Raw genomic sequence first — 24,609 nt, forward strand, 5'->3', positions numbered from 1 at the left:
GACTCTTTTCTAAGAGATCATTGGACACCGGAGCCATACCTCCAAAAAACCTCGAGTCTGGGTTCCGCGCGCTTCCGTCGGATGAGCCGGTTTTTTTAGACGATCGGCGACCGCGTGGCGAGTCGCCAATTGTGGCTCCGCTACCCTAGGCCCTATGATAGCCGGCAAGCCGATTCACACTTCGAATGAGAGATCCACGAATGAGTCAGAGTATCAGGGGGCCGTATCCCACCACACGGATGCGCCGTGTGCGGCGTCACGAATGGTCCCGGCGATTGGTTGCGGAAAACCGATTGTGCGTCAGTGATCTGATTTGGCCTGTCTTTGTGTTCGAGGGCAAAGGGCGGCAACCAATACCAAGTCTGCCGGGCGTCGATCGGCTCGGGACCGATCAAATCGCCCGAATGGCTGACTCGGCTGTCCGGCTCGGGATCCCCGCGATCGCACTGTTTCCCGCCACGCCGATCGAGCTAAAGACGGAGGACGCAGCGGAGGCCCTCAATCAGGACAATTTGGTTTGCCGGACCGTTCGCAGCGTGAAAAAACATGTCGGTGATTCGCTCGGCGTGATTTGTGATGTCGCTTTGGATCCCTACAGCAGCCACGGCCACGATGGGTTGGTCCGTGACGGCTATGTCGTGAATGACGAAACCATTGAGATGTTGTGTCAACAAGCCATCGTCCAAGCCACCGCAGGGTGTGACATCATCGCGCCGAGCGACATGATGGATGGACGGATCGGAGCGATTCGCAAGGCGCTGGACTATGGCGGATTCCATGACGTCCAGATCATGGCCTACGCCGCCAAATATGCCAGCGCGTTTTATGGACCGTTTCGTGATGCCGTCGGTTCAGCCGGCAACCTCGGCACCGCGAGCAAAAGCACCTACCAGCAAGATCCAGCACAGAGTGACGAAGCGATCCAAGAGGTTGCGTTAGATCTTGCCGAAGGGGCTGACTCGGTCATGGTGAAACCGGGCATGCCCTACTTGGACATTGTCCATCGCGTCAAAGCGACCTTTGGTGTTCCGACTTTCGCTTATCAAGTCAGCGGTGAGTACGCGATGTTGTCGGCGGCGGCTCAGAACGGGTGGCTCGACCGCAAAAGGGTTGTGCTTGAGAGCTTGTTGGGATTCAAGCGAGCCGGTGCGGATGGCGTCCTGACCTACTTTGCCGAAGAGGTGGCACAGTGGTTGGTGGAGTAGCGTCCGACCAGGTGCGCTAGCGGGCGTCGCGGCGGAGCCAGCTTGTCACTTCGATTGATTTCATCGGTGCGTCACAGCTGAAATCTTCGCATCGATACAGCGTGGGCTCGCCGTCAATGGCATATCGGCTTTGGTTCAATGCGACCATTGGGCCCGATGGGGGTGGTTCGCCGATGACCCAGGAAAGCGTCGTGTGTGGCCGAAAACGACTTAGTAGCAATGAACGCATCGACTGCATCGTTTCCTTGTCTGAAACCGCCAACACCAATTGCTCGGAATCGTTGTGGAAATGGTCTAGCGCCGCGACCAATCCTGCGCAGGCAGCCGATTGCGATTCCAAAATGTCCGAGGCCATCCTTAGTGTGCGCTCAGCAGCATCACGGAAATCGTCCCGATCACCGAGTCGCGATAATTTCAATAGGCTCATCACAGCCGACGCATTGCCACTGACTAGGCTGCCGTCATGCCAATCCTTGGTACGCGTGATCAGCGTTTCCGAATCATCTGCGGTGTAGAAAAAACCACCCGCATCTTTGTCTTCAAAGTGCTCGATCATCCGTTCCGCAAGCTTGACCGCTCGCGCAACGCAGCGAGCTTGACCGGTGACTTCGAACAGCGAAAGAAGAGCCTCGATCGTAAAGGCATAGTCATCGACGTAGCCTGCGAGATGTGATTGTCCCTGGCGGAATGCATGCTTCAATCGGCCGTCGTCGGTCATCATGTTGCCGAGCGTGAACTTCATCGCGCGTCGAGCGATCTCGATATAGCGAGGGCAATCCAAGACGCCACCGGCAACCGCAAACGCGGAAATTGCCAACGAGTTCCAGGCTGTCAGAATCTTGTCGTCGCGCCCGGGGTGGATTCGGCTATCACGAATCACCCGCAGTTTCTCTCGCTGCCCCGCCAATTGTTCCGCAAGATCAGGCATCGACCACTGCACTGCCCAGCTCTCGATCGAGCGAGGCAAATTCGCGATGCTATTGCCTTCGAAGTTGCCAGCTTCGGTGATGTCGTAAACTTGGCAGAACCGCGCTCCCTCGTCATCCCCGAGTATCTGTTTGACTTCAGCAGGCGTCCAAACGTAGTACTTGCCTTCGACCCCTTCACTATCCGCATCTTCGCTGCAGTGAAAGCCGCCGGAGGGATCGATCATCTCGCGATCAAGATAGTCGAGGACTTCGCGAGCGACCGCAGCATGTCGCTGGTTTCCGGTAACTTGGAACGCTCTTACGTACACTTGAGCCAACAACGCATTGTCGTAGAGCATCTTTTCGAAATGGGGGACCAGCCATTTTCCGTCGACGCTGTAGCGGGCAAACCCACCGCCGATGTGATCGCGGATACCGCCGTCAGCCATCCGGTCGAGTGTCAATTCCGCAGCATCCGCAAGCTCGTTGTCCTCCGTGGTCAGACTTCGGCGAAGCAGCAGGTTCAAATCCGTTGCGTGGGGAAACTTTGGCGCGGAACCAAAACCGCCATCTTTGCGATCAAGGACTTGCAGCAATCGTGAAGTTGCCTGTTGAACAATCGAATCCCCAGGTACAGAGCTTGCAGGCTCTGCAGTGCCGCTTGCGAGCTGATGCAGCGAGTCGGTGATCTTACCCGCGTGATCCTCGACTTCTTCCCGTCGGTTCTTCCAAGCGTCAGCGAGCGCATCGAGAACATTGGTGAAGCCTGGCATACCCCCTCGCGGCGTCGCAGGCCAATAGGTCCCTGCATAGAACGGTTTCCGGTCATGATCCAGAAAGACACTCATCGGCCAACCGCCCCGCCCGGTCATCAACTGGACGGCGTTCATGTAGATCTGATCGATGTCCGGTCGCTCCTCGCGATCGACTTTGATGGAGACGAAGTTTTCGTTGAGAAATCGGGCGATCGATTCGTCCTCGAAACTCTCGTGCTCCATCACATGACACCAATGGCAGGCGGCGTAACCGACCGATAGAAAGATGGGGCGGTCGGTTTCGCGTGCTTTCTCGAACGCTTCCTCGCCCCATGGATACCAATCGACTGGATTATCCTTATGCTGGAGCAGATAGGGGCTGAGTGAGTTGGAAAGAAGATTCATGATGCTACCCGCGGAAGCTACACATCCAGGTTTCGGACGTCGAGCGCGTGCTTCTCGATGAATTCACGACGTGGTTCTACTTTGTCGCCCATCAGCAGACGGAACATCTCGTCCGCCGCACCGACATCGGTCAAGTTGACTTTCACCAGTGTCCGGTTTGCTGGGTCCAGCGTGGTTTCGCGGAGCTCTTCCGCATTCATTTCCCCCAGTCCCTTGAACCGCGTCAATTGCAACCCCTTTTCGCCAGCCGCGCGCACTTCGGCAAGTAGCTCGCGAAGATCCACGAGAGGGCGTCGGATGTCCTCGCCTCGAATCAACTCAAACCGCGGCGTGGTTGCTCCGGTGCGCTCGATCGGAATGATGTCCTCCAGTCCAAAACCGAGTGGCTGCAAGTCCTTCAACCCGCTGTTGATTGTTCGAACCTCGTGAAGCTCGGCCAGATGGGCCATCACTTCGGGCTTTTCCGGTTCCACCTTCGCTTCGGCGTCGTCTTCGTTGATCTCGACCGAATCGTCTTCTTCAATTTCTTCGTTATCAAGCAACCAACCCTTTTCATTCAGCAGCGTTTCGACCTCTTCTTGAGTGTGGAACCAATGTTCTTCGTTCTCATAGGTCAGCAGCAGCGAAGGCAACTTCCCGGCGACCGGATCGAGACGTTCGGCGTGGATACGAAGCGACACACCACGTCGTTCGAGCGCGAGGATCGCGTCTTCCATCGAGGCGAGCGTGGTGCACAGTCGACGCATCGTTTCGCCCTCGGCTCGACGACCGTCTTCGGCCTCAAACACGGTGTCATTGAGACCGCGTTCGAGCAGTTGCCCCTTCATCTCCTCTTCGCTTTGCACGTAATAACGCGACTTGCCATGCTGGACGCGAAACAGCGGTGGTTGTGCCACATAAACGTGACCGCCAGCGACCAATTGGTACATTTGACGATAGAAGAAACAGAGCAGCAGCGTGCGAATGTGGCTTCCGTCCACATCCGCGTCCGTCATGATGATAACTTTGTTATAGCGACGTTTGGTCAAATCCTGATCGGCGCCGATGCCGGTTCCGATCGCTTGGATCATCGATTGAACCTCTTCGTTGGCAAGCACCTTGTCTTCGCGGCTCTTGTAAGCGTTGATGATCTTTCCACGCAGCGGCAAGATCGCTTGGAATTCTCGCATTCGGCCTCCTTCGGCCGATCCGCCGGCCGAGTCACCTTCGACCAGGTAGACCTCGCACTCCTCCATGTTTTTGCTGATGCAATCTCGTAGCTTTCCAGGCAATCCACCACCACCGAGCGCGTCTTTACGTTTGCGCAACAGGTCTTTTGCTTTGCGGGCGGCTTCGCGAGCCTCGGCAGCCAACAACCCCTTGCGGACGATCGTCTTGGCAATTCGCGGGTTCTCTTCCATGTACTTTGCCAACTGCTCACCAACGCCCGTGTTAATGATCCCTTCGACCTCACTGTTGCCGAGCTTCGTTTTCGTTTGCCCTTCGAATTGTGGATGAGGAACCCGCACGCTAATGACCGCCGTGATCCCTTCACGAAAATCATCCCCTCCTGGGATGGTAGATCCTTTGAAAAGATTCTCTTTCTTTCCGTAAGTATTCAGTGTTCGTGTCAGCGCCGACCGGAACCCCGAGACATGCGTTCCCCCTTCAATCGTGTGAATGTTGTTGACATACGATTGAACATTCTCCGTGAACTCGGTGCTGTATTGCAACGCGATCTCATATTCCGTTCCGTCTTTCTCGCCGATAAGTTGGATCACATCGCTGTGCAGCACATCGCTAGCGCGGTTGAGGTGTTCGACAAATTCAACGATCCCACGTTCGTACTTGAAATCCCCCCCCTCGCCATTGCGCTCATCGTGAAACTTGATGTGGACGCCGCTGTTCAGAAACGCTAACTCCTGCAACCGCTTGTTGAGCATGTCGAAACTGTACTTGGTGACGCTAAAGATACGGCTGTCAGCCTTAAACGTCGTTTTGGTTCCGGTGCGTTTGGTCGCGCGCCCTTTGACGACCGGTCCCGTGGGCACGCCCCGTTCGTATTCTTGCGTCCAAGTGAACCCGTCGCGGCTGACCTCGACTTCGGCCCATTGGCTGAGGAAGTTCACCACCGTCACGCCAACCCCATGAAGGCCGCCAGAGGTTTGGTAGGCTCCCTTCTCAAACTTGCCGCCAAATTTCAAGACGGTCATGACGCCTTCGAGCGTGCTGACTTCACGATCAAGCTCTTCGGAGAGTTGGTCATGACGCGTGACGGGGATTCCACGTCCATCATCTTCCACCGTCACGCTGCCGTCGGTATGGACGGTGACCGAAACGGTGTTGGCAAACTTGGCCATGGCCTCGTCAATCGAATTGTCGACCACCTCGTAGACCAAATGGTGCAGCCCTCGGTTCGCCGTATCGCCAATGTACATCCCTGGACGTTCACGAACGTGTTCGAGGTCCGAAAGGTGTTGCAGATCTTTATCGGTGTATTCTGCATTCGCACTCAGTCGGGGCTTCGCTGCCACGACGGGTGCGTCCGCGCTAGCTGATGCGTCGGGCGTTTCGCCAGCATCCGTGACGTGCTTGAAATCGGGATCCGAAGGGGTATCGTCGCTCATGAAAAATCCGAGTGAACATCGCAGTGACTAACACAGGAAAAAACGCCGAAAAATCGACGTTTTGAGAAGCAGAAATTGTACCCTTCTTAGGCCGTTTCCGCGATGGGAGGTCAAATGCCGAAAAACGGCCTTCCGAGAGCTTGAACTCGCCGCTGCAGCTCGCCGCGTCCGACACCTATTGAGCGCGGCGTGAGAGGTATTTTTGGTACGCCTGCACTGCCAATTGGTCACAGCGCTCGTTCTCGAGATGGCCGTCGTGGCCTTTGACATGATTGAAGAGGATCGAGTGAGTTTGCATCAACTGATCGAGCGATCGCCAAAGCTCCTCGTTCTTGATCGGGACCAACTTTGAACCGTCTTTGCGTTTCCAGCCACGGCGTTTCCAGCCCGCCATCCAACTGGTGATCCCTTGGCCAACATAGGTGCTGTCGGCGTGCAGCGTCACTTCGCAAGGCTCTCGGAGCGCTTCGAGGCCTCGGATCACCGCAGTCAACTCCATCTTGTTGTTGGTGGTATCGGGGTCACCATCGCTACGTTCGAGTTCCTTCTCGGTTTTGCTGCATCGCAGAATAAATGCCCAACCACCTGGGCCCGGATTTCCACTGCATGCTCCGTCGGTATAGAGATCGACCTTCTTCATTCGTTATCCTGTTGCCGTTTCCTTTGATGGGTTGAGTGACTCGAGTTCCGCCGGTGACGCTCCTGCAACGGTGGGTGAACCCAGAGGCAATTCTGCTGCGGCCCGATCGCTTAGCCGCCATGGGAGTGTCACCCAAAACGTGCTGCCGCGCCCCAGCTCGCTTTCAAAGTCCACCTCGCCACCAAGCAGCTTTGCAAGTTCCTTGACAATCGAAAGCCCCAGTCCCGTGCCTGCGAATTCGCGGGTCAATCCCTCGTTGTTCAACACCTTCTGGCTCTGCCGGAACTTCTGGAAGATAATCGGTTGATCCTCCTCGGCGATGCCAACTCCCGTGTCTTTGACCGACAAACGAAATCGACCCTCGCCTGCGTCTTCCACGCGGACGGTAATCATGCCACCCTCAGGTGTAAATTTGATCGCGTTGCTAAGCAGGTTATTGATGATCTGACCCAGCTTGTTTTGGTCCTGGTAGGACTTTGGTAAATCCTCAGCCGTTTCCACTGACAACGAAATGTTCTTCTCTTCCGACAGCGAATGGATCATATCGCATTGGGCGGAAACCAGTCGCCCCACGTCAAACTCGCTCCGCCGTAGCTCCATTTTTCCGGCTTCCACTTTGGCCAAATCTAAGATGTCGTTGATCATTTCAAGCAACAAACGCCCGCTTTTTTGGATGTTTGACGCGTATCGCCTCTGTTTGTCGTTGAGTGAGTCGATCCCGGAAAGCACCTCGGAGAAGCCGATGATGCTGTTCAGTGGCGTTCGTAACTCGTGACTCATGTTGGCCAAGAAGTCGCTCTTCAAACGGTTGGCTTCGTAAAGCTGCAAGTTCAATTGAGCGAATTGGTCCACCCGCGCGTCGAGTTCGCGGTTGACTTCTTGAATCTTGTCTTGCGTTTCGGTCAAGTGGCGCAGCATTCGGTTGAATGCATCGGCGAGTTCTCGGAATTCGTCTTCGGTGTCAATGGTCGCACGTTGGTTCGTGTCGCCGTGAGTAATGGCGTCGCTCACGTCACGCAGGTGATAAAGAGGTTGCAACACAAGGAACCGGACAATCGCGTGCAGTACGTACAACGTTGCCGTAATGATCGCCATCGCTAAGGCAATGACAATGGCGCGAATCATGTCCGTCTGGTCAGCCGTTTCCTGATAGGGCATTCGGATGCGAAAGACTCGATACGGATACTGCTCGGCCAATGTCATGGGATCGACATCGGGCGAGGTCGAAAACTCTCTGCCGACCGGATGGTGGCAAGACAAAACACAAGTCGGCTTGAAGAAGACGGGGTAGTAGAAAACATAGCGATCGTCGATCGGCCCGTCTTCGGCAAACACGGTCTTTCCGAGTAGCCCAATCCGACTCATCGCCTCGTTGTCGCCCAAGTCAAGCGGACGCTCCACATCGGGTCGGTCTTGGCCGATTTGGCGAGCAAGCCAAGAACGATACTGCGGCTCGAGTCCCTTCAACAGCTCAAGCTCGTGCGGCGTTTCCGGCTGATCGATCGTGGGGAGCTTTTCGTACGGCATCGAATCTTGCAGTGCCAGCACCTCGAAGTCGATCGTCGCCGTTAGCAGTTCGGCACGCAGCTCGTTGAGCGACTCTTGGTTGCTGGTCACCGTTTCGCTCGGCAGTTCCGCGGACCATTTGGCATCGCTATGGATGATGTAAAGCTCTTCTGCGGCGTAATCGCGAGCCCGTTGGCGCGTCGTGTTGGTGACCAGCCGCTTCGCGAGCAATTGGACCACAAAGAACGCAGCACACATCAAAACGAGAATCGCAGAACCGAAAAAGAGCAGACACTTCCGCTCTAGGCTCATGGATGCGAAAACGCCTTTGATGAAGCGAAACATAAATCTACTGAATCAGGGTTAACTGCGTTTGAGAGGGCGACATTTGCAGGAAGGGGCGTGTTCGACCGGTTGTTTGGCAAACGGTCGGAAGCTCTCGGTTGAGCGGTCCGTCAAGAGTGTGACGAATTGTTCCGTCTAGCGGCACCCGAGTTTTTTAAGTGTGAACAAATGTATCTGCATGACCCCTGTAAAGGGAACTTAATACCCAAGTACCTCAATTTAACCAGTTTTCGCTTCTTGCTTGTCGTTTTTTTGATAACTAGCATAGAGCGGTAATCGAATCGTCGTCGGTTTCCCCGTTTCGTGGGGAGTCACCGCCGACTTAGCTGCCCACCCGAAACCCCGCATGCGATCCACACTGAATGAGTTGTGGAGGAGACGAAACCACTATGAACCGCACGGCCCAACGATTTTACCGATGGAGTCTCGTTAGCTCCCTTATCTTGCTTTTGGGGATTAGCCCCGCATCGGCCGGTTGGCTGTTGCATCACGCCCGTTGTGCAAACCAGGCGGCATGTTGCCCCGCCGAACCGGTTTGTCCCGCACCGGTTCCGTGTTGTCCCGCACCGGTGACTTGCTGCCCCGCGCCCGTGACTTGTTGTCCCGCACCCGTGGTAAACGATTGCTGCGACTCAGGCTCCGTTTCGTATGATGCCGTTACGGTGGAGACCGGATGCTGTGATTACAGTGCCGTCGATGCGGGAATCGTCGAATCAGGAACCGTCATTTACGACGCTCCCTTGATGAGCGACGGTGCCGCCGCGATGGAAAGTGGCATGGTTCTCGAACAGACGCTGGACTCCGGCGAAATCGTTGTCGAAGCGGATTCCCCTTTCGATCAAGCGGTTGAAGAGGAAGGTGCCGTCGGGGCATCGGCGTCCGACGTTCCCCTGACTCCGGAAACCGAGGCCTCGGAAGCGGCTGCAACTGCCGCGGAAGAAGCGGTTGTCGAAGAAGCGGTTGCGGAAGAAGCCGTGATGGAGGAAGCGGTTGTCGAAGAAGCGGTTGCGGAAGAAGCCGTGATGGAGGAAGCGGTTGTCGAGGAAGCGGTCGTGGAAGAGCCAGCTATCGAAGAGCCAGCTATCGAAGAGCCGGCCGCTGAAGAGCCGGCCGCTGAAGAGCCAGTGATGGAAGATCTGTTTGGCTCGAGCGATGCTGCCGATGCGACCGTGGAAGAGCCAGCGATGGAAGCAGATGACCTTTTTGGCGAGTCGCCCGCAACGGAAGCACCGGCTGAGGAAGCTCCCGCAGTCGAAGACGATCTGTTTGGTGAGCCACCCGCAGCGGAGGCACCCGCAGCGGAGGAACCTGCGGTGGACGATCTGTTTGGTGTCGAAGACGATGCTGCGGAGGCCGCTGAAGCCGCCCCCGACGATTTGTTTGGTGAGGCTCCGATGGATGCTGAAGAGCCCGCCGCGGATGCAGTCGACGACTTGTTCGGCGGTCAAACGGAGGAAACACCCGAAGCGGACCTTGAATCGGCCACCGACGACCTGTTCGGTACACCACCCGCCGACGAAGCACCCGCAACTCCGGCGTTGGACGACTTGTTTGGGGAACCCCCGGTCGAAGCGCCCAGCGAAGAAGCAGCCGCTCCAGCGGACGATCTGTTTGGCATGCCGGAGCCCGCCGCCGAAGCAAGTGAGCCCTCCGAATCCCGGATGACCATTGACGATTTGTTTGGTAGCAACGAGACGCAGAAAGGACACCACCAATTGGTCGTTTCGGAGAAGAGCGTTCCTGCGATGAAGTCGCTCTCAAACACTCGCTCGCGGGTTTGGATCGACGATACCGGCAGCTATCGTACGCAGGGTCGCTTGGTCGAGATCAATTTGGGCCACATCCGTTTGCTGAAGGCGAATGGCAAGACCTGCACGGTTCCCTATTCCCGGATGTGCAGCGCCGACAGTGCTTACGTCGCTTCGATTGAAAAGCAGATCGAGGCTTCGCGTGTGGCGATGTTGACCAGCCGTTAGTCGACGGCCCTGACACGAAAAATCAGATGACCGAGCGAGTATTTCAGAAAATGCTCGCTCGGTTTTTCGTGCACTTTCAAGAATTCCCGTTTTTGAGGGGATAGTCGCAGTACAATTCGAGAGGGTCGCCGTTGGGGGCTGGTGACGCGGGGCAGCGCGACCCTCGAACAGGACGCGCTCTGCAATCGCCCATTTTTTGGACGCACTTGATTGGCCAGCTCAGCGTCAGAAAATGGTGAGGGATACGGCCTTTGCATCACCTTTTCGAAACAGGGATCTTTATGCGGAAAGAACAAACCGATCTGCTGCGGCGGATGCCCGCATTTGGTGGACTACAGAACGAATCGATTGAATTGATCCTCTTTCACTCTCGTGAATGGGTGTTGGAGGCCAACGACTATTTTTTCCGGGAAGGCGAGCCTGGGGATTCCTTGTTTGTCATTGAAATTGGGACGGTCCTGATCCAAAGATCGTGGAAAGGTACGCCGATCGTTCTCGGCCGCTTGGCCGGCGGTGATTGCTTTGGCGAAATGTCCTTGATTGATTTTCAAAAACGTTCGGCATCGGTGATTGCCGAATCGAGCTGTCAAGCGATCGAAGTACCCAGTAAATCACTGCGTTCGCTTTTTCAGCATGATCTCGAGCAATATGCGATGATCATGATGAATCTCGGGCGTGAAGTGAGCCGCCGATTGCGAGCCGCTGATGAATGTTTGTTCCAACTTCAACAGGATCCTACGATGGCGATTGAGTCGCGGGTTGCGACTTGATCGGGCGAGTTGCATTCTGGTTTCGCAGTTTCGTGGCTTGCCAAGCGGCTTTTTCGGTTTGAATGCGAATCTCAGGCTTCCCTGTCAGTGGCCAATTGGGGTCGGATTGATGAGCGGATGCCATAATCCTCTTGGCCTGCTCCTCTTGCTGCGGATGCTCCTTCGCTATGTCCCGCGTTTCCGCCACATCGGATCGCAAATCGTAGAGTTCGATCGCGGAATGAGAACCATGCTTCACGGCTTTCCAATCACCGAAACGGCACGCCTGGATCGGTTGATTCTCATGCAATTCCCAGTAAAAGTAATCGCGCTGAGGGGCATTGCCACCTTTCAGAAATTCGACGATCGATTGACCGTCGGTGGTGGTCCGGTTGTCGAGCTCGACGTTGGCCAGTTCGGCGGCGGTCGGTAAGAAATCCCAGAAAGCCCACGGCTGATCAGTCACGCGTCCCGCCGGGACGGTGCCGGGCCACCACGTGATCGCCGCTTGCCGAAGGGCCCCTTCGTAGAGGCCACGTTTGTAGCCGCGGAGTCCATTGCTGGCCTGCTTGAACAACACGCCCATCTCGCTGTCCGGCTCGAATGACGATCCATTGTCGCCACTGAAAATGACGAGAGTCTTTTCGGCGATTCCTCGATCGTTCAACGTATCGAGCAACTCGCCCATGTCACGGTCAAGGCGAGTGATCTGAGCCGCGTAGGCCTTTTGTCTTGCCGGCCAAGGTTTGTCTTTATACTCGCCAAGTGAATCAATCTCATGTCGCCCATGCGGCAGGGTGACCGCGTAAAACAAGAAGAAGGGCCCCGAGTCATGCTCGCGAATCCAATCCATCGCATCCTTTTGAATCAAGGCTTGCGAATACGTTTCACCCACATCGACGCCATTGTTACCCTCGAGCCAGATCTTTTTGTCGTTGTTGTACAGGTAGCGAGGGAAATAGGAGTGAGCTTCGCGCTGGCAGTTGTAGCCAAAGAAATGATCGAATCCCTTTTTCATGGGGCTGCCTGAGGTGTCAAAGAAGCCCATTCCCCATTTGCCGCAGCACGCCGTAGAGTAGCCAGCCGATTGGAGCACTTCGGCAACCGTGGTCGTCTCGGCCGGTAACGGTAGCTGGCCCTCGGGTGGGACCTCGTAATTTCCTCGCACGGGGCAATGCCCACAATGCAACCCTGTCATTAACGAGGAACGGCTCGGCGCACAAACGCTTGTCCCCGAATACGCCGAAAGGTATCGCGTTCCCTGCTCGGCCATGCGGTCAAGGTTGGGGGTCGCAATCAACTCCTGTCCGTAACACCCCAAGTCGCCTTGCGCCACGTCGTCGGAAAGCACAAAGATCAAGTTAGGCTTCGCGTCGCTGGCGTGGGTCGCGAGCGGAAAAACGGCGAGCAGACAGAAAAAGGTTTGAGGTAGAGAGGACATATCGGCGGAAGCACCCGGCTGCACGAGAAACAATTGAGGATCTCTCGGGCATTGTAGCCCTTTTTTTTACCGACGGTGTTCCGAATCCGGCTGCTATCCCCGCGGAGATAACGAGATTGGCCCTCCCCCAGCTTTGCTGGTTGCTCACTCTGTGTGTATTGTGTTATTTACCGCGCCGGACGCATCCTGGATGTATGCCTCATTTAACGCAATCAAAAAAGCAGGGTGGTATGGTTACAAGCGTTGAAACGGCAAATCATGAAAATTTTGATGGAATTCAGCTTGGCCAATGGTGGCGCCGTCGGCTTGTCTGTAACATGATGCGAGAATCAATTCCCTCGGGCCTCGCTGTAAATTGAGATATTTTGGCGTCTTGCCACTGGCGTTGGCTCTCCCACCACCCTCACTTTCTTGAAGGAAACGTACCTTTGTCTGTATTGAAGCAATTCCGGCCTCGCTCCCGGGCAATATTTGGGATGTTTGAAGGTCCCCGTTTGACGCTGGCCGCACTGGCGATCGTGACCACTCTGGCAGCCTCGCCTTGTGGTGCAGAGACCGGCGGAAAGATCACGCCGACCCGATGGAAGTACACGCTTGACGCGCCAGCGGATGGCTGGGAACAACCCGACTTCGACGACTCGGAATGGTCGGAAGGTTTTGGCGGATTTGGGACTCGCTCGACTCCCGGGGCACGGGTTTCAACCGAATGGACGACCAACGACATCTGGCTCCGAAAATCGATCCAACTGGAATCGGTTCCGGCGGATCCGGCCTTGTACGTTGCGCATGACGAAGATGCGGAAGTGTTCATCAACGGTGAAAAGGTGCTGGCCGTGACGGGCTACATTGGTGAATACCGTGTTTTCAAGTTGGCTGAGGAAGAGAGCAAGGCTTTGAAAGCAGGCCGAAACGCGTTGGCCGTTCATTGTCATCAAACCAGCGGTGGCCAATTCATCGACGTTCACGTCATCGATGCCAACACGATTCCCAAACTGCCTCGAGCCAAACGACCGACCACTCCGTTCCAATCCGAGTTGATCACGAAGTGGGGCGAGGCATTGACCGCTGAAAACGCCTGGACCGAGTATCCGCGGCCGATGATGGCTCGCGAGCAGTGGCAGAATCTGAATGGAAATTGGAACTACGCCATTACGGACATCGAGCGAGCTGAAACCCCAGAGAACTGGGATGGCAAGATCTTGGTTCCCTTCGGACTGGAATCGAAGCTTTCGGGTGTTCAACGTTTGCTTGATGAAAGCGAAGCGGTTTGGTACCACCGCAAATTTTCAGCCGATACAAAGGCAGGCGAACGTTTGTTGCTTCATTTTGAAGCGGTTGATTACTCCTCGAAGGTGTTGGTCAACGGGCAGCTTGTTGGCGAGAACGTGGGTGGCAATAACCCGTTTTCGTTTGATATCACCGACGCACTGCAAGCGGGTGAAAATGACTTGGTCGTCCGCGTCGAAGACGCTACCGAGGGATCGCAACTGCGCGGCAAGCAGGTTCTCGAAGCACGCGGCATTTGGTACACCCAAGTTTCTGGCATTTGGCAAACGGTTTGGCTTGAACCGGTGTCCGCGCGGCACATCGAGGATACGACGGTTCGAACCGAACTGAATGAGGATCACAGCAAGGCAACGGTGAGAATGGATGTCGATCTTGCCGGCGAGCATGTTCGCGGTGAACAGCTTCGGGTAACGATCCTGGATGGCGAAAAAGTGGTCTTTGTTGGCACGCAGAACAGCGACGACTTCGTTGCCGCTGACATCGAATCGCCGAAACTCTGGTCGCCGTCGTCGCCGCACCTCTATCAAATGAAGGTGGCGATTGTGGATGCTCAGGGTTCCGTGATCGACGAAATCGATTCGTACGTCGGTATTCGAACGGTCGGAAAAACGACGGATGAAAACGGGAACCTGCGGTTTACTTTGAATGGAGAAACGATTTTCCATCTCGGACCGCTCGACCAAGGTTGGTGGCCCGATGGATTGCTGACGCCGCCTTCGGACGAAGCGATGTTGTTTGACATTGAATACTTGAAGGAAGCGGGATTCAACATGATTCGCAAGCACATCAAGGTCGAACCGCGAAGATTCTACTATCACTGCGACCGGCTTGGGATGTTGGTTTGGCAAGATCAACCCAGTGGCGGCGTTTCGCCGCCTTGGACCCGCATGAAGCCGGACCCCGTCGATGCGGATTGGACGGCGGTGAACCATGCCCAATACATGTTAGAACTCGAACGCATGATCGATTCTCTCGAAAACCATCCCTCGATTGTCATTTGGGTTCCCTTCAACGAAGCATGGGGGCAGCACCGAACCGTGGAAGTCGGCCGTTGGATCAGTCGGCGCGATCCGTCACGGTTGGTGAATGTTGCCAGCGGCGGGAACTTTTGGCCGGTGGGCGATGTCGCGGACCATCACGCCTACCCCCATCCCGATTTCCCGCTTGATCAGTCGCGTTTCAACGACTACGTCAAAGTGGTTGGCGAATTTGGCGGTCATGGCTTTCCCGTCAAAGGGCACTTGTGGGATGCTGGCCGTCGGAACTGGGGGTACGGTGGTTTGCCCAAAACGATGCAAGAGTACAAGGATCGATACGTCGAATCGATGCGTCGTTTGCAGGAGCTAAAAGCCAAGGGTATCGCCGCAGGCGTCTACACGCAGACGACCGATGTGGAAGGCGAAATCAATGGGCTCATGAGTTACGACCGCAAAAAGATCAAGATCCCGGCCAAGAAACTCCGTCCCATTCACGCAGGATTGGTGGAGTAACCGATCCCCCATGGCGCGGGAGCGTTTTCGTCCCGGGTCGCTGGTGCCCACTCGCTGAGAGGCCTGGGTTGCGGCAAGCCGCGGCCCAGGCCTGCTGGATGCAAAAGCCAGGCCTGCTGGATGCGAAAGCAATCCAAAATGAGGCTTTCGCATTGCAACCTGTGCCGCCTTGCGCTTTTGGGCAAGGACTTGCTAAGGATCCTTCTTTGCTTCTTTGGCCTCAACCGCTCCGCTGAAGATTTCGTGCGCGACCAACGTGACCATGCCAAACAACAACGGCAGCACGTAGTACAAGATGCGAAAGATCAACACCGACGCGAGCACCGACTCGCCCACCGTCCCCTTGAGTAGCGTCACCAAAATCACTTCCAACACACCAAGTCCACCCGGAACTTGGGTCAGCAGCGAAATTGCAATGGCACATAGATAGGCGGCTAAGACTTGCGCGAACGGAACGGTTGCTTCAATGGGAAGCACCAGGTAGAGGGCCGTCGCGGAAATCAACAAGTCGACTGCGGCGACCGATGCTTGCACCGACATCAAGCCTGGTGCTGGTGGACACAAGTGCAATTCTCCGATCGGCCACGGTTTATGCCACAGCCAACATACGGCAGCGTAGCCAACCGAAAAGGTCAACAGGATTGCACCAAGCGCACGCGTGCCCAACGGTAAATTGACTTCCGCTGGCAATTCAATCGGAATAAACACGAGCACGGTGCCACCGAGCAGCCACAAACCGCTCCAGAACGTCAAGCCACAGATCGAAATCAGCACGACGATTTGCCGGGGGGTAAGACCCCAGCGGGTATAAAACCGAAACCGGATCGGGGCGCCGGCCATCAACGTGCCGAGATTGTTGCCAAGTGTAAAGCCAAGAAACGACACCAAGGCGACACGGCGCAGCGGTAACGATCGGCAAACGTAGCGAAGAGCGAGTAGATCGTAGGTGATCAGCAGCCCATAGTTCAAAGCGATCAAAAACGCCGCGATACAAAGGTAGATTGCGGGAACTCCCGTAAAACCTGCTTTAAACTGTTCCCAGGTCACCTCGTGGGCTTCTCGCCACAGCAAGTTCATCGCAAGCACGAACAGCGTGGTCGCTAGTGCTGGGCCAGCGATTTTGCGAAGTTTTTTCTTAGACAACGTGGATACCGGCGCTCGGCTTAGGGGTTCTAGCGTTGGGAACAAAGGGAAAGGGCCGTGCATTGTCACCTCTCCCAGAACTTCGGCAAGCCCCGCGATGAATGCCCCATAGCCGAACCCGGGTGGTATTTGGCACACTGTTGAGAGGTCTACGTCCCAGGTTCTCTCCCTCAACCACTCCATTTGATATGAAAACCGTTCGGCATGAATTAGTCATTCTTGGTGGGGGTCCCGCTGGTTACGTTGCAGCGATTCGCGCCGCACAACTCGGGATCGACGTCGCTTGCATCGATGAGAATGATCGGTTTGGCGGCACCTGCCTGCGAGTCGGTTGTATCCCCAGCAAGGCGCTGTTGGAATCAAGCCATCTCTATGAAGAAGCGAAGCACCGGTTCGCCGGTCATGGATTGAAGATTGGGGAGGTCGGGTTGGATCTCGACGCGATGATGGCTCGAAAAGACAAAATTGTCGATGCGCTGACGGGTGGGATCGACATGCTGTTTAAGAAGAAAGGCGTGACCCCCTATCGCGGTCGCGGGAAGTTCACCGATAGCCAATCGGTCCAGGTTCAAGGGACCGACAACGTGCTGGTCCAAGCGGGCCGAATTCTGATCTGCGCTGGCAGTCGCCCTGCATCACTCAGCTTTGTCAAAGAAGACAACGACCGGATTGGCAATAGTACCACGGCGCTTGCGTTCCCCGAGGTGCCGAAACGCTTGGTCGTCATTGGTGGTGGCTATATCGGCTTGGAGATGAGTAGCGTTTGGAACCGCCTCGGTAGCGAAGTGATTGTCTTGGAAGCCCTCGACCATATCATGCCTGGCATTGATGCCGAATTCGCTCAACTTGCTCATCGAGTTTTCAAGAAACAGGGACTCGATATCCGCACCAGTACGTTCGTGGAGTCCGCGACTCGTGATGGAGACGAGTGTATGGTTGCGATCACAGGAGGTGAGCCGATTCGATGCGACCGAGTGCTGTTGTCGACAGGTCGCAGTCCTGCAACCGATGACATCGGCCTCGAAGCAATCGGACTTGAGACGGACAAGAAGGGGTTTATCTCGGTCAATGCCAACTACGAAACCGCCGTCGAGGGTGTCTATGCGGTTGGTGATTGCATCGGTGGCGCGATGTTGGCACATAAGGCGATGGAGGAAGGGATTGTTTGCGTCGAGCAGATGTCTGGGATCAAGACCCACATGAATTACGATGTGATTCCTGCAATCGTCTACACGCATCCCGAGATCGCGATGGTTGGAAAAACGGAAGAGCAATTGAAGGAAGCCGGGATCGAGTACAACAAGGGGGTCTGCCCCTTTGGTGCAAACGGCCGTGCTCGAACACTGGGCGAAATCGAGGGGCGAGTCAAAATTTTGGCAGATGCCAAGACCGACCGTGTGCTTGGTGTTCACATCATCGGCGCACGCGCGGGCGATCTGATTGCCGAAGCCGCCACCGCAATGGAGTTTGGGGCGAGCAGCGAAGACATCGCTCGTACCTGTCACGCACATCCAACGCTTGCCGAAGTTGTCCATGAGGCAGCATTGGCGGTTGACGGGCGTGCGATTCACACCGTGTAGAGTGGCCATAGGATGATCGATCGAGATTCGACGTTGGGTGCATTTTTTCGACAGCGAAGATCTGCTTGTTGAAATGACAGCAGGCGACGAGGACATCGAAACGCTTTGGAAAACAACCTCACTCAGGCAAATCGAATTCTGGAATCCGGGTCTACCCAAACGGCGATACAATCGCCCACAGGAATTCTCGTTGGAAGGAGGTGCACGCCCCTCGGCACCCATCCTCACTGGATCCCTTTGCCCCCCGCTCTGATGTTGTGCAGTTTTTAGTCGTGACGACTGCAGTGTTTAGATCTCCAACCACTCCTGACCGCGCGGGACGTGCGATAAATAACTTGCGTGTCTTGACTGTTGTCCGACTGTCCAAGTCGTTTTGTGTCGAGGGAACACTAGCCATTCTTTGAATGGCACGCTGCTAGCTGACGCTGAGGGACGTCGATTTCATCAATGATGCCAAAGGCATCAAAGACGGTAGCCCCGGGTCGCTGCAAGCGGACCCGGGGAAAACGCTCTCGCGGTCAGATTCGTGCTTGTGCTCGACCCACGTCTACCCTCTTGTAACCGCTAGCCAAGGATCTCGTCGACGATGCGGCCGTGGACATCGGTCAATCGGAAATCGCGACCGGCGTAACGATAGGTCAATCGTTTGTGGTCGAAGCCCATCAATCGCAGCATCGTTGCGTGCAGGTCATGAACATGGACGCGGTTTTCGACCGCTTGGAATCCAATCTCATCGGTGGCGCCGACAACGGTTCCGCCCTTGGCGCCACCGCCAGCGAGCCAAACGGTGAATCCGTAATGGTTGTGGTCACGTCCATTCATTTTTCCTTGATTGGAACCTTCTTTGGGCATCTCCACCACCGGCGTGCGACCGAATTCGCCACCCCAGATCACTAGCGTTTCATCGAGCAAGCCGGTTCGTTTTAAGTCCGAAAGCAACGCAGCGATCGGCCCGTCCACTTGGTTGGCTAAATCACGGTGGCGATCGTTCAAGTCGTCGTGGTTGTCCCAGGGTTGACCGGCGCCGGTGTAGAGTTGCACGTAGCGAACGCCTCGCTCTACCAAACGCCGCGCGATCAGCGTTTGTCGGGCAAAGTCGCCGGGGCCGTAGGCAGCAAGTGTCGCTTCCGATTCACCCGAAACGTCAAAGACATCCGATGCTTCATGTTGCATTCGGTAGGCAAGTTCGAACGATTCGATCCGCGATTCCAAGCGGGGGTCGAGTGGACGCGCCGAAGCATGGGTCTGGTTCAACCTTGCCAGCAGATCCAATTGCTGACGTTGGTCGGTTCCCGAAACGGCCTTCGAGCGAATGTTGTCAATCAGTTTTTCGACCCGCTCATGGCTCGAGTCAATGTACGTGCCCTGGTACTTCCCCGGCAAGAAACCGTTTTGCCAGTTCTGCGATTCCTTGATGGGATAGCCGCCGGGGCACATCACGATGAACGATGGTAAATTCTCATTCTCGCTGCCAAGTCCGTACGTTAACCACGACCCGACGCTTGGACGGACCAGTCGAGATTCGCCAGTGTTCATCAACATCAGCGACGGTTCATGATTGGGCACGTCGGCGTGCATCGAACGGATGACGCAAATATCATCGATATGGGCAGCGGTCTTCGAAAACAACTCACTGACCTCAATTCCGCTTTCCCCGTAAGGTTTGAACTTGAACGGCGAACGCATCACATGGCCCGTGGGTCGTTCGGTTTTTAAGTGATCGATCGGAGCGGACTTTCCATCGAACTTCAGCAATGCTGGCTTGGGATCAAATGTATCCACATGGCTTGGGCCGCCATTCATAAACAGGTGAATGACGTGTTTTGCCTTCGCAGGGAAATGCAACTCGACACGGTCGGATGCAAAGACTTCTCGAGTCAGCATGTCACCCAGCGCAATCGCACCGAGCCCGGTACCGCATCGATTCAGCCATTGCCGCCGAGAGATTGAGTCCATATTTGGGGTCATGGATCCATTGTACCAGAATCGCCAGCTACTTCAGTTCCTCGAAGCCGGCAACTTCGTCCTCAACGAGGGGCTCGCCGCCTCCAAATTCCTCCTCCGCACCAAATCCTTCATTTTCGCCAAATTCCTTTTCCACGGGCTGGTCTTCGGAAGCAGGATCCGCCTTGGAAACGGGGCCGCGAGCTTTCCGTTTGTTCAAAAAGGAAACAACGGGCACCGCGAAAACCACTGCCAGGAGAAACAAAACCCACAGAATGAAGTAGAACATCGAGCACGCGTTGCATGAGGCGAGAGAAACAGAATAGCCAACTTCTGAGGATAGTCGATCGCTGGCCGAAACACAAATCTTTGTCCCGGCCTTGCTGCACGAAACCCTAAGATCAGGGCCGTGTTTGCGGCTTCAACTCGTGGCAATCAAGAACCCGGCCCGCAATCGAGAGACCGGCCAGCACCGATTCGAATCCGTCGGCGGCCGGAACCGGTTCGTTTTGCGAGCCTGGTTCTAGTGCGTTGTCCAGATTAAAAATGAGGGTGAGACCGGACGGCTCGCGCCGTTCCGCTACAAGTTTTAGCGGCAGGGCGCGAGCCCTCCGGTCCCTCGAACCCTAGAATTAGAGATTGACAAAGCACTAGCCTGCGAGCGATCACTCCGTCTAGGCGGCGGTTTTTAGGAACTCTGCCAAGCGATCGGCACGCGAGGGGCTTTGTAGTTTGGCAACCGCTTTCGCTTCGATTTGTCGGACCCGTTCGCGCGTGACCTTGAAAATGCGACCACACTCTTCAAGGGTGTAGCTGTAGCCGTCGACCAAACCATAGCGTAAGCGAATGATTTCGCGTTCGCGGAACGTCAAGGTCTTCAAGAGTTCGTCGATCTTGCTGCGCAGGATTCCGCTGGCCGCGACCTTGACGGGATTGTCGTCGTCGCTGTCCTCGATGAACTCACCAAAGCTGCTGTCTTCACCTTCGCCGACCGGACGGTCCAAGCTTACCGGATGTCGTCCAATATCCATCACGCGTCGTACCTCTTCGAGAGGAATTTCGGTGGCCTGAGCGATCTCTTCGTAGGTCGGTTCGCGACGCAGGTCTTGGGTCAAACGCTTTTGTGCCTGACGTAGCTTGCTGAGCACATCGATCATGTGAACCGGAATGCGAATCGTGCGTGCCTGGTCCGCAATCGCTCGCGTGATTGCCTGGCGGATCCACCATGTCGCATACGTGCTGAATTTGAAACCTCGGCGATACTCATACTTGTCGACCGCTCGCATCAAACCTGTGTTCCCCTCTTGGATCAAGTCCAGGAACGACAGACCGCGGTTGCGATACTTTTTCGCAATCGAAACGACCAATCGCAAGTTGCCACTGCTGAGTCTTCGCTTCGTCGCTTCGTACTCGTCAAAGTGTCGCCGTGTTTTGGCAATGCGGTTATGCAGGCTCTTGGGACTTTCCTGAGTCACGATCATCAACTCACGCAATTCCTGTCGCAAATCGGCTGCCTCATCGCGACTCATCGCATCGTTGCCAAGATCCGCTAGCCGATCGCGAATGAAGTTCATCCGGCGCGAGATCTTTTCGAGTTGGCCAAGCAGCGGTGTGACGCGGCGGCTACGCAGGCTAAGCTCTTCAACCAGTTGCAAGCACTTGCGTCGATTGCGGATGAACCGACGTCGCAGTTCAGCCTTCAATCGTGGCGAGACGCTTTTGCGGACCATTTGGTCAAAGTCCTCTTTGTTCTGAGCAATCAAAACATCAAGGGTGCGCAAATTGTGAGGCATCCGAGCCGTGATTTGTTCTTTCGTCAAACGCTCGGTCAGCGAGACCTTGATGGTTCGGTCGAACGGCAGTTCACCGTCGTGGACACGGTGTAGGACCTCGACGGTACTGCGCAGTGCATAGTCGGATTCCAGCAGGGTGCGGCGGTATTGGCGACGAGTGATTTCGATCTTTTTAGCAAGCGAGATTTCTTCCTCGCGAGTCAGCAGCGGAATCTCGGCCATTTGGCTCAAGTACATTCGGATCGGGTCATCGCTCGCCTTAGGAGCTTCGACAGAAACCAGCGGGGTCTCCTCCTCGGTGAACCGCATGTCGGCCAGACGGGGTTCCGGTGTCTTGCCAGCCGCTTCGATCGCTTTCTTTTCCGAAGCCTCGATCAGTTGGATGCCGTGCCGTTCGATGGCGACCATCAAACCTTCAAGCTTTTCGGGATTGACGTCTTCGTCGGGAAGGTACGCGTTGACTTCGTCGTACGTGAGGAATCCATCCTTGGATCCGCGGGCGATTAATTGCGAAAGAGATTGGTCCATCAATTGCATCTGAAAACCTCATGTTTTGCGACGTCACCTTCAAATCGGTCCATGGAAGGGCGAACGTCTTGGGTCGAATGAAAAATCGTTTTTCGGTCGGACGGTTTTGGCGGATCAAATCGTTGGATCCACTGATCTCCTGCGGGTGCCCATCAGAGGCGTTCGGTGATCAAAAAATCGTCAAAAAATCGGTTGCTTGCTTATCGGGAAAGCGAGCGAGAATTTGCCGGGGTCTCCTCTGGGGCCATGGGATGGGAAGTACGGTAAAGCCTATTCATTTTCGATTCCGTGGCGTGACCGCTCGGCATCGAACAGGCTCTTCAATAGAGCCTCCTCTTCGTCAGCTGCCAATACCAAAGATTCAAGTTTTGCGATTTGACGAGTTTTTTCTTCCGAGAATTCTCGTTGGTGATAGTTCAGAATGACGGTTGCATACCGCTGTTGCGGGGTTTGTGTCGACATGCCTTCGCGGCGTTGAACGCGATCTTGGAGTGTGACAACTTCGTTTTTTAGGTACTCGTTCTCAAGGACCAGCAACAAGGAATCCACCGACAAGTCCCGTCCTTCAAAATCCAAATCCTGGTAGGCGGACAACAACATTTTGGCGGTGATCGAATCGAGCCAGTTGGGATCAATCGACTCGACCGCCATGGCAGCGAGCGACGGCGACTCAATCAATGTTTCGAACAGTTCCCGGTCGGTTCCGCTTAAGGGGCTCAGTCGATCCGGCGGGGCCGACTCGGCGACCCTTGCGGTCGTGGGGGACGAGACGTCCATCCCTGCAAAGTCGGACTCCATCTCACCCGCTTCTGCAAAGGCGTCATTGGGATCGAACGGCCGGCGTGCGGTGGGTGGGCAGGAATTTGGATTTCGCTGCGGCTGCGACCGAGGGGTTGGTGGCCGCGAGTTCGGCGGGCCCGTGCTTGAGCTGCGCTGTGGCGCGGGACGACGGGCCGATTTTGTTTTGCGGATCTGATCGAGCCGCTGGTTCAATCGTTCGCTCGCAATCCCAAAGGTCCGCGACATTCGCAGCATCAGCTGGTCGACTTTTAAATTCGCACCGCGTGGTGCCTGGGCGACGATCCCCAGCAGTGACTCGATCGCTTGCGTCACCTGGTGAGTGTCGCGAGTCACATCAACGCCGTCGGTCAAGCGATTCAATTTGTGTTCGAGAGCATCCGGCGCCTTGGCAACAAGCTCGTCAAAGGCGGCTCGACCTTGGGCAGCCAGGAAATCCGCAGGGTCGTTTCCTTCGGGAAGCGTCAACACTCGCAAATCCACATCTGCGCGGACGAACAAATCGAGTATCTGGTCGGCTCGGGTTTGCCCCGCAGCGTCACCGTCGAGCACCAATACGACGCGCTGCGAAAAACGCTTCAGCAATCGAATGTGATCCTCACCGAGTGCCGTACCGAGCACCGCAACCGCCGATTCAACTCCCGCTTGGCGGGCCGCGACAACGTCGGTGTAGCCTTCCATCACCAAGGCTTCGCCGCCGCGTCGAATCGCTTCACGAGCGAGTTGCAAACCGTACAGTTGGTGAGACTTTCTATACAACCGGGTTTCTGGCCCGTTGATGTATTTGGCTCCGCCGCCGTCATCGCCACGTCTCGACGCGATCGCTGGGATGACACGACCTCCGAGCGAGATCGGTCGGTCCTGCAAGTCGTGAATGGGGAACATCAATCGGCCGCGGAAACGATCGTAGTGGCCGCCACCGCTGCGGGAAATTGCCAAGCCTGCTGCTTCCGCCACTTCGCCCGTGAAGTTATTGTTTCTCAATAAGTCGACGGCAAACGTCCACGACTCGGGGGAGAAACCCACTTGAAATCGTTTGCGGTTTTCGTCATCAATCCCACGCTCCGCCAAATAATCTCGGGCAATTTTGGCATCGTCGCTGGTGCCGTCTTCTAACTGGGCGAAATAGGCGTCGGAAACCAACTTCATCGCCGCCAACAACGTCGCCTTGTCGTCAGGGCTTCCCGGTTGTGTCTTTTTGCCTTGGCGAAATTCTTCGATTTCAATACCGGCTTGTTCGGCCAGCATGCGAAGGGCGGATGGGAAATCGACGCCGTCACGCTGCATCACGTAGCTAAAGATATCGCCACCGATGTCACAAACCCAACACTTCCAGGTCTGACGTTCTTGGTTGACCGTCAACGACGGACGGCGATCATTGTGCCACGGGCAGCGGGCAACAAAATTGCGCCCCGCGGGATGCAACTCTAGCGTGCTGCCAACAACATCAACGATGTCGACACTCGCACGCACACGCTCTTTTAGGTCGAAGTCCGCGGGTAAGGACAAA

The 24,609-nt window shown here is 55.7% G+C and carries 15 protein-coding genes; 5 read left to right on the forward strand and 10 right to left on the reverse strand.

What is annotated here, in order from left to right:
• Positions 1–200 precede the first annotated feature (200 nt).
• Complete coding sequence (hemB, locus tag Poly41_RS08625) at positions 201–1,205, forward strand: porphobilinogen synthase (RefSeq protein ID WP_146525489.1); 1,005 nt, start codon at positions 201–203, stop codon at positions 1,203–1,205.
• A 16-nt stretch (positions 1,206–1,221) separates the two neighbouring features.
• Here the strand turns inward: hemB and Poly41_RS08630 are convergent, their stop codons facing one another.
• The 4 genes from Poly41_RS08630 to Poly41_RS08645 form a co-directional block, all read right to left on the reverse strand.
• Positions 1,222–3,273 (reverse strand): thioredoxin domain-containing protein, encoded by a 2,052-nt coding sequence (locus Poly41_RS08630; protein WP_146525490.1) that lies wholly within the window; start codon positions 3,271–3,273, stop codon positions 1,222–1,224.
• A 17-nt stretch (positions 3,274–3,290) separates the two neighbouring features.
• A complete protein-coding gene (locus tag Poly41_RS08635; RefSeq protein ID WP_146525491.1) occupies positions 3,291–5,879 on the reverse strand; it encodes a DNA gyrase subunit B in 2,589 nt (862 codons plus the stop codon).
• Between the two features lie 175 nt (positions 5,880–6,054).
• Positions 6,055–6,519 (reverse strand): ribonuclease HI, encoded by a 465-nt coding sequence (gene rnhA, locus Poly41_RS08640; protein ID WP_146525492.1) that lies wholly within the window; start codon positions 6,517–6,519, stop codon positions 6,055–6,057.
• A 3-nt stretch (positions 6,520–6,522) separates the two neighbouring features.
• Positions 6,523–8,370, reverse strand: a complete 1,848-nt coding sequence (locus Poly41_RS08645) for a sensor histidine kinase (protein ID WP_146525493.1) — start codon at positions 8,368–8,370, stop codon at positions 6,523–6,525.
• Between the two features lie 389 nt (positions 8,371–8,759).
• On the opposite strand from Poly41_RS08645, the gene Poly41_RS08650 reads away from it, so the two are divergent.
• A complete protein-coding gene (locus tag Poly41_RS08650) occupies positions 8,760–10,346 on the forward strand; it encodes an SHD1 domain-containing protein (RefSeq protein ID WP_146525494.1) in 1,587 nt (528 codons plus the stop codon).
• 251 nt (positions 10,347–10,597) lie between these two features.
• Positions 10,598–11,116 carry a Crp/Fnr family transcriptional regulator gene (locus tag Poly41_RS08655; protein WP_231615518.1) on the forward strand — a complete coding sequence of 173 codons (519 nt, stop codon included), beginning with the start codon at positions 10,598–10,600 and terminating at the stop codon, positions 11,114–11,116.
• Here Poly41_RS08655 and Poly41_RS08660 read toward each other — a convergent pair.
• Positions 11,082–12,536 carry an arylsulfatase gene (locus tag Poly41_RS08660; RefSeq protein ID WP_146525495.1) on the reverse strand — a complete coding sequence of 485 codons (1,455 nt, stop codon included), beginning with the start codon at positions 12,534–12,536 and terminating at the stop codon, positions 11,082–11,084. The two genes, Poly41_RS08655 and Poly41_RS08660, sit on opposite strands and share 35 nt — an antisense overlap.
• Before the next feature lie 476 nt (positions 12,537–13,012).
• Here Poly41_RS08660 and Poly41_RS08665 point away from each other — a divergent pair, with 476 nt between their 5' ends.
• On the forward strand, positions 13,013–15,313 hold the full coding sequence (locus Poly41_RS08665; RefSeq protein WP_146525496.1) for a glycoside hydrolase family 2 protein: 2,301 nt from the start codon (positions 13,013–13,015) through the stop codon (positions 15,311–15,313).
• 192 nt (positions 15,314–15,505) lie between these two features.
• Here the strand turns inward: Poly41_RS08665 and Poly41_RS08670 are convergent, their stop codons facing one another.
• Positions 15,506–16,456, reverse strand: a complete 951-nt coding sequence (locus Poly41_RS08670) for a putative bifunctional lysylphosphatidylglycerol flippase/synthetase (RefSeq protein ID WP_231615519.1) — start codon at positions 16,454–16,456, stop codon at positions 15,506–15,508.
• A gap of 188 nt (positions 16,457–16,644) precedes the next feature.
• Here Poly41_RS08670 and lpdA point away from each other — a divergent pair, with 188 nt between their 5' ends.
• Positions 16,645–18,036, forward strand: a complete 1,392-nt coding sequence (gene lpdA / locus Poly41_RS08675; RefSeq protein WP_146525498.1) for a dihydrolipoyl dehydrogenase — start codon at positions 16,645–16,647, stop codon at positions 18,034–18,036.
• Positions 18,037–18,600: 564 nt separating this feature from the next.
• On the opposite strand, the gene Poly41_RS08680 is transcribed toward lpdA, so the two are convergent.
• From Poly41_RS08680 to dnaG, 4 genes are all read right to left on the reverse strand, one after another.
• Positions 18,601–19,992, reverse strand: a complete 1,392-nt coding sequence (locus tag Poly41_RS08680; protein WP_146525499.1) for a DUF1501 domain-containing protein — start codon at positions 19,990–19,992, stop codon at positions 18,601–18,603.
• Positions 19,993–20,029: 37 nt separating this feature from the next.
• A complete protein-coding gene (locus Poly41_RS08685) occupies positions 20,030–20,269 on the reverse strand; it encodes a hypothetical protein (RefSeq protein ID WP_146525500.1) in 240 nt (79 codons plus the stop codon).
• Positions 20,270–20,654: 385 nt separating this feature from the next.
• The gene (locus Poly41_RS08690; protein WP_146525501.1) at positions 20,655–22,310 is read right to left on the reverse strand and encodes a sigma-70 family RNA polymerase sigma factor; all 1,656 of its coding nucleotides are present in this window, start codon (positions 22,308–22,310) and stop codon (positions 20,655–20,657) included.
• Positions 22,311–22,571: 261 nt separating this feature from the next.
• A complete protein-coding gene (dnaG, locus tag Poly41_RS08695; protein ID WP_231615520.1) occupies positions 22,572–24,608 on the reverse strand; it encodes a DNA primase in 2,037 nt (678 codons plus the stop codon).
• Position 24,609 lies beyond the last annotated feature (1 nt).

Origin of the sequence: Novipirellula artificiosorum (genome assembly GCF_007860135.1) — a bacterium.
GTDB classification, from domain to species: domain Bacteria; phylum Planctomycetota; class Planctomycetia; order Pirellulales; family Pirellulaceae; genus Novipirellula_A; species Novipirellula_A artificiosorum.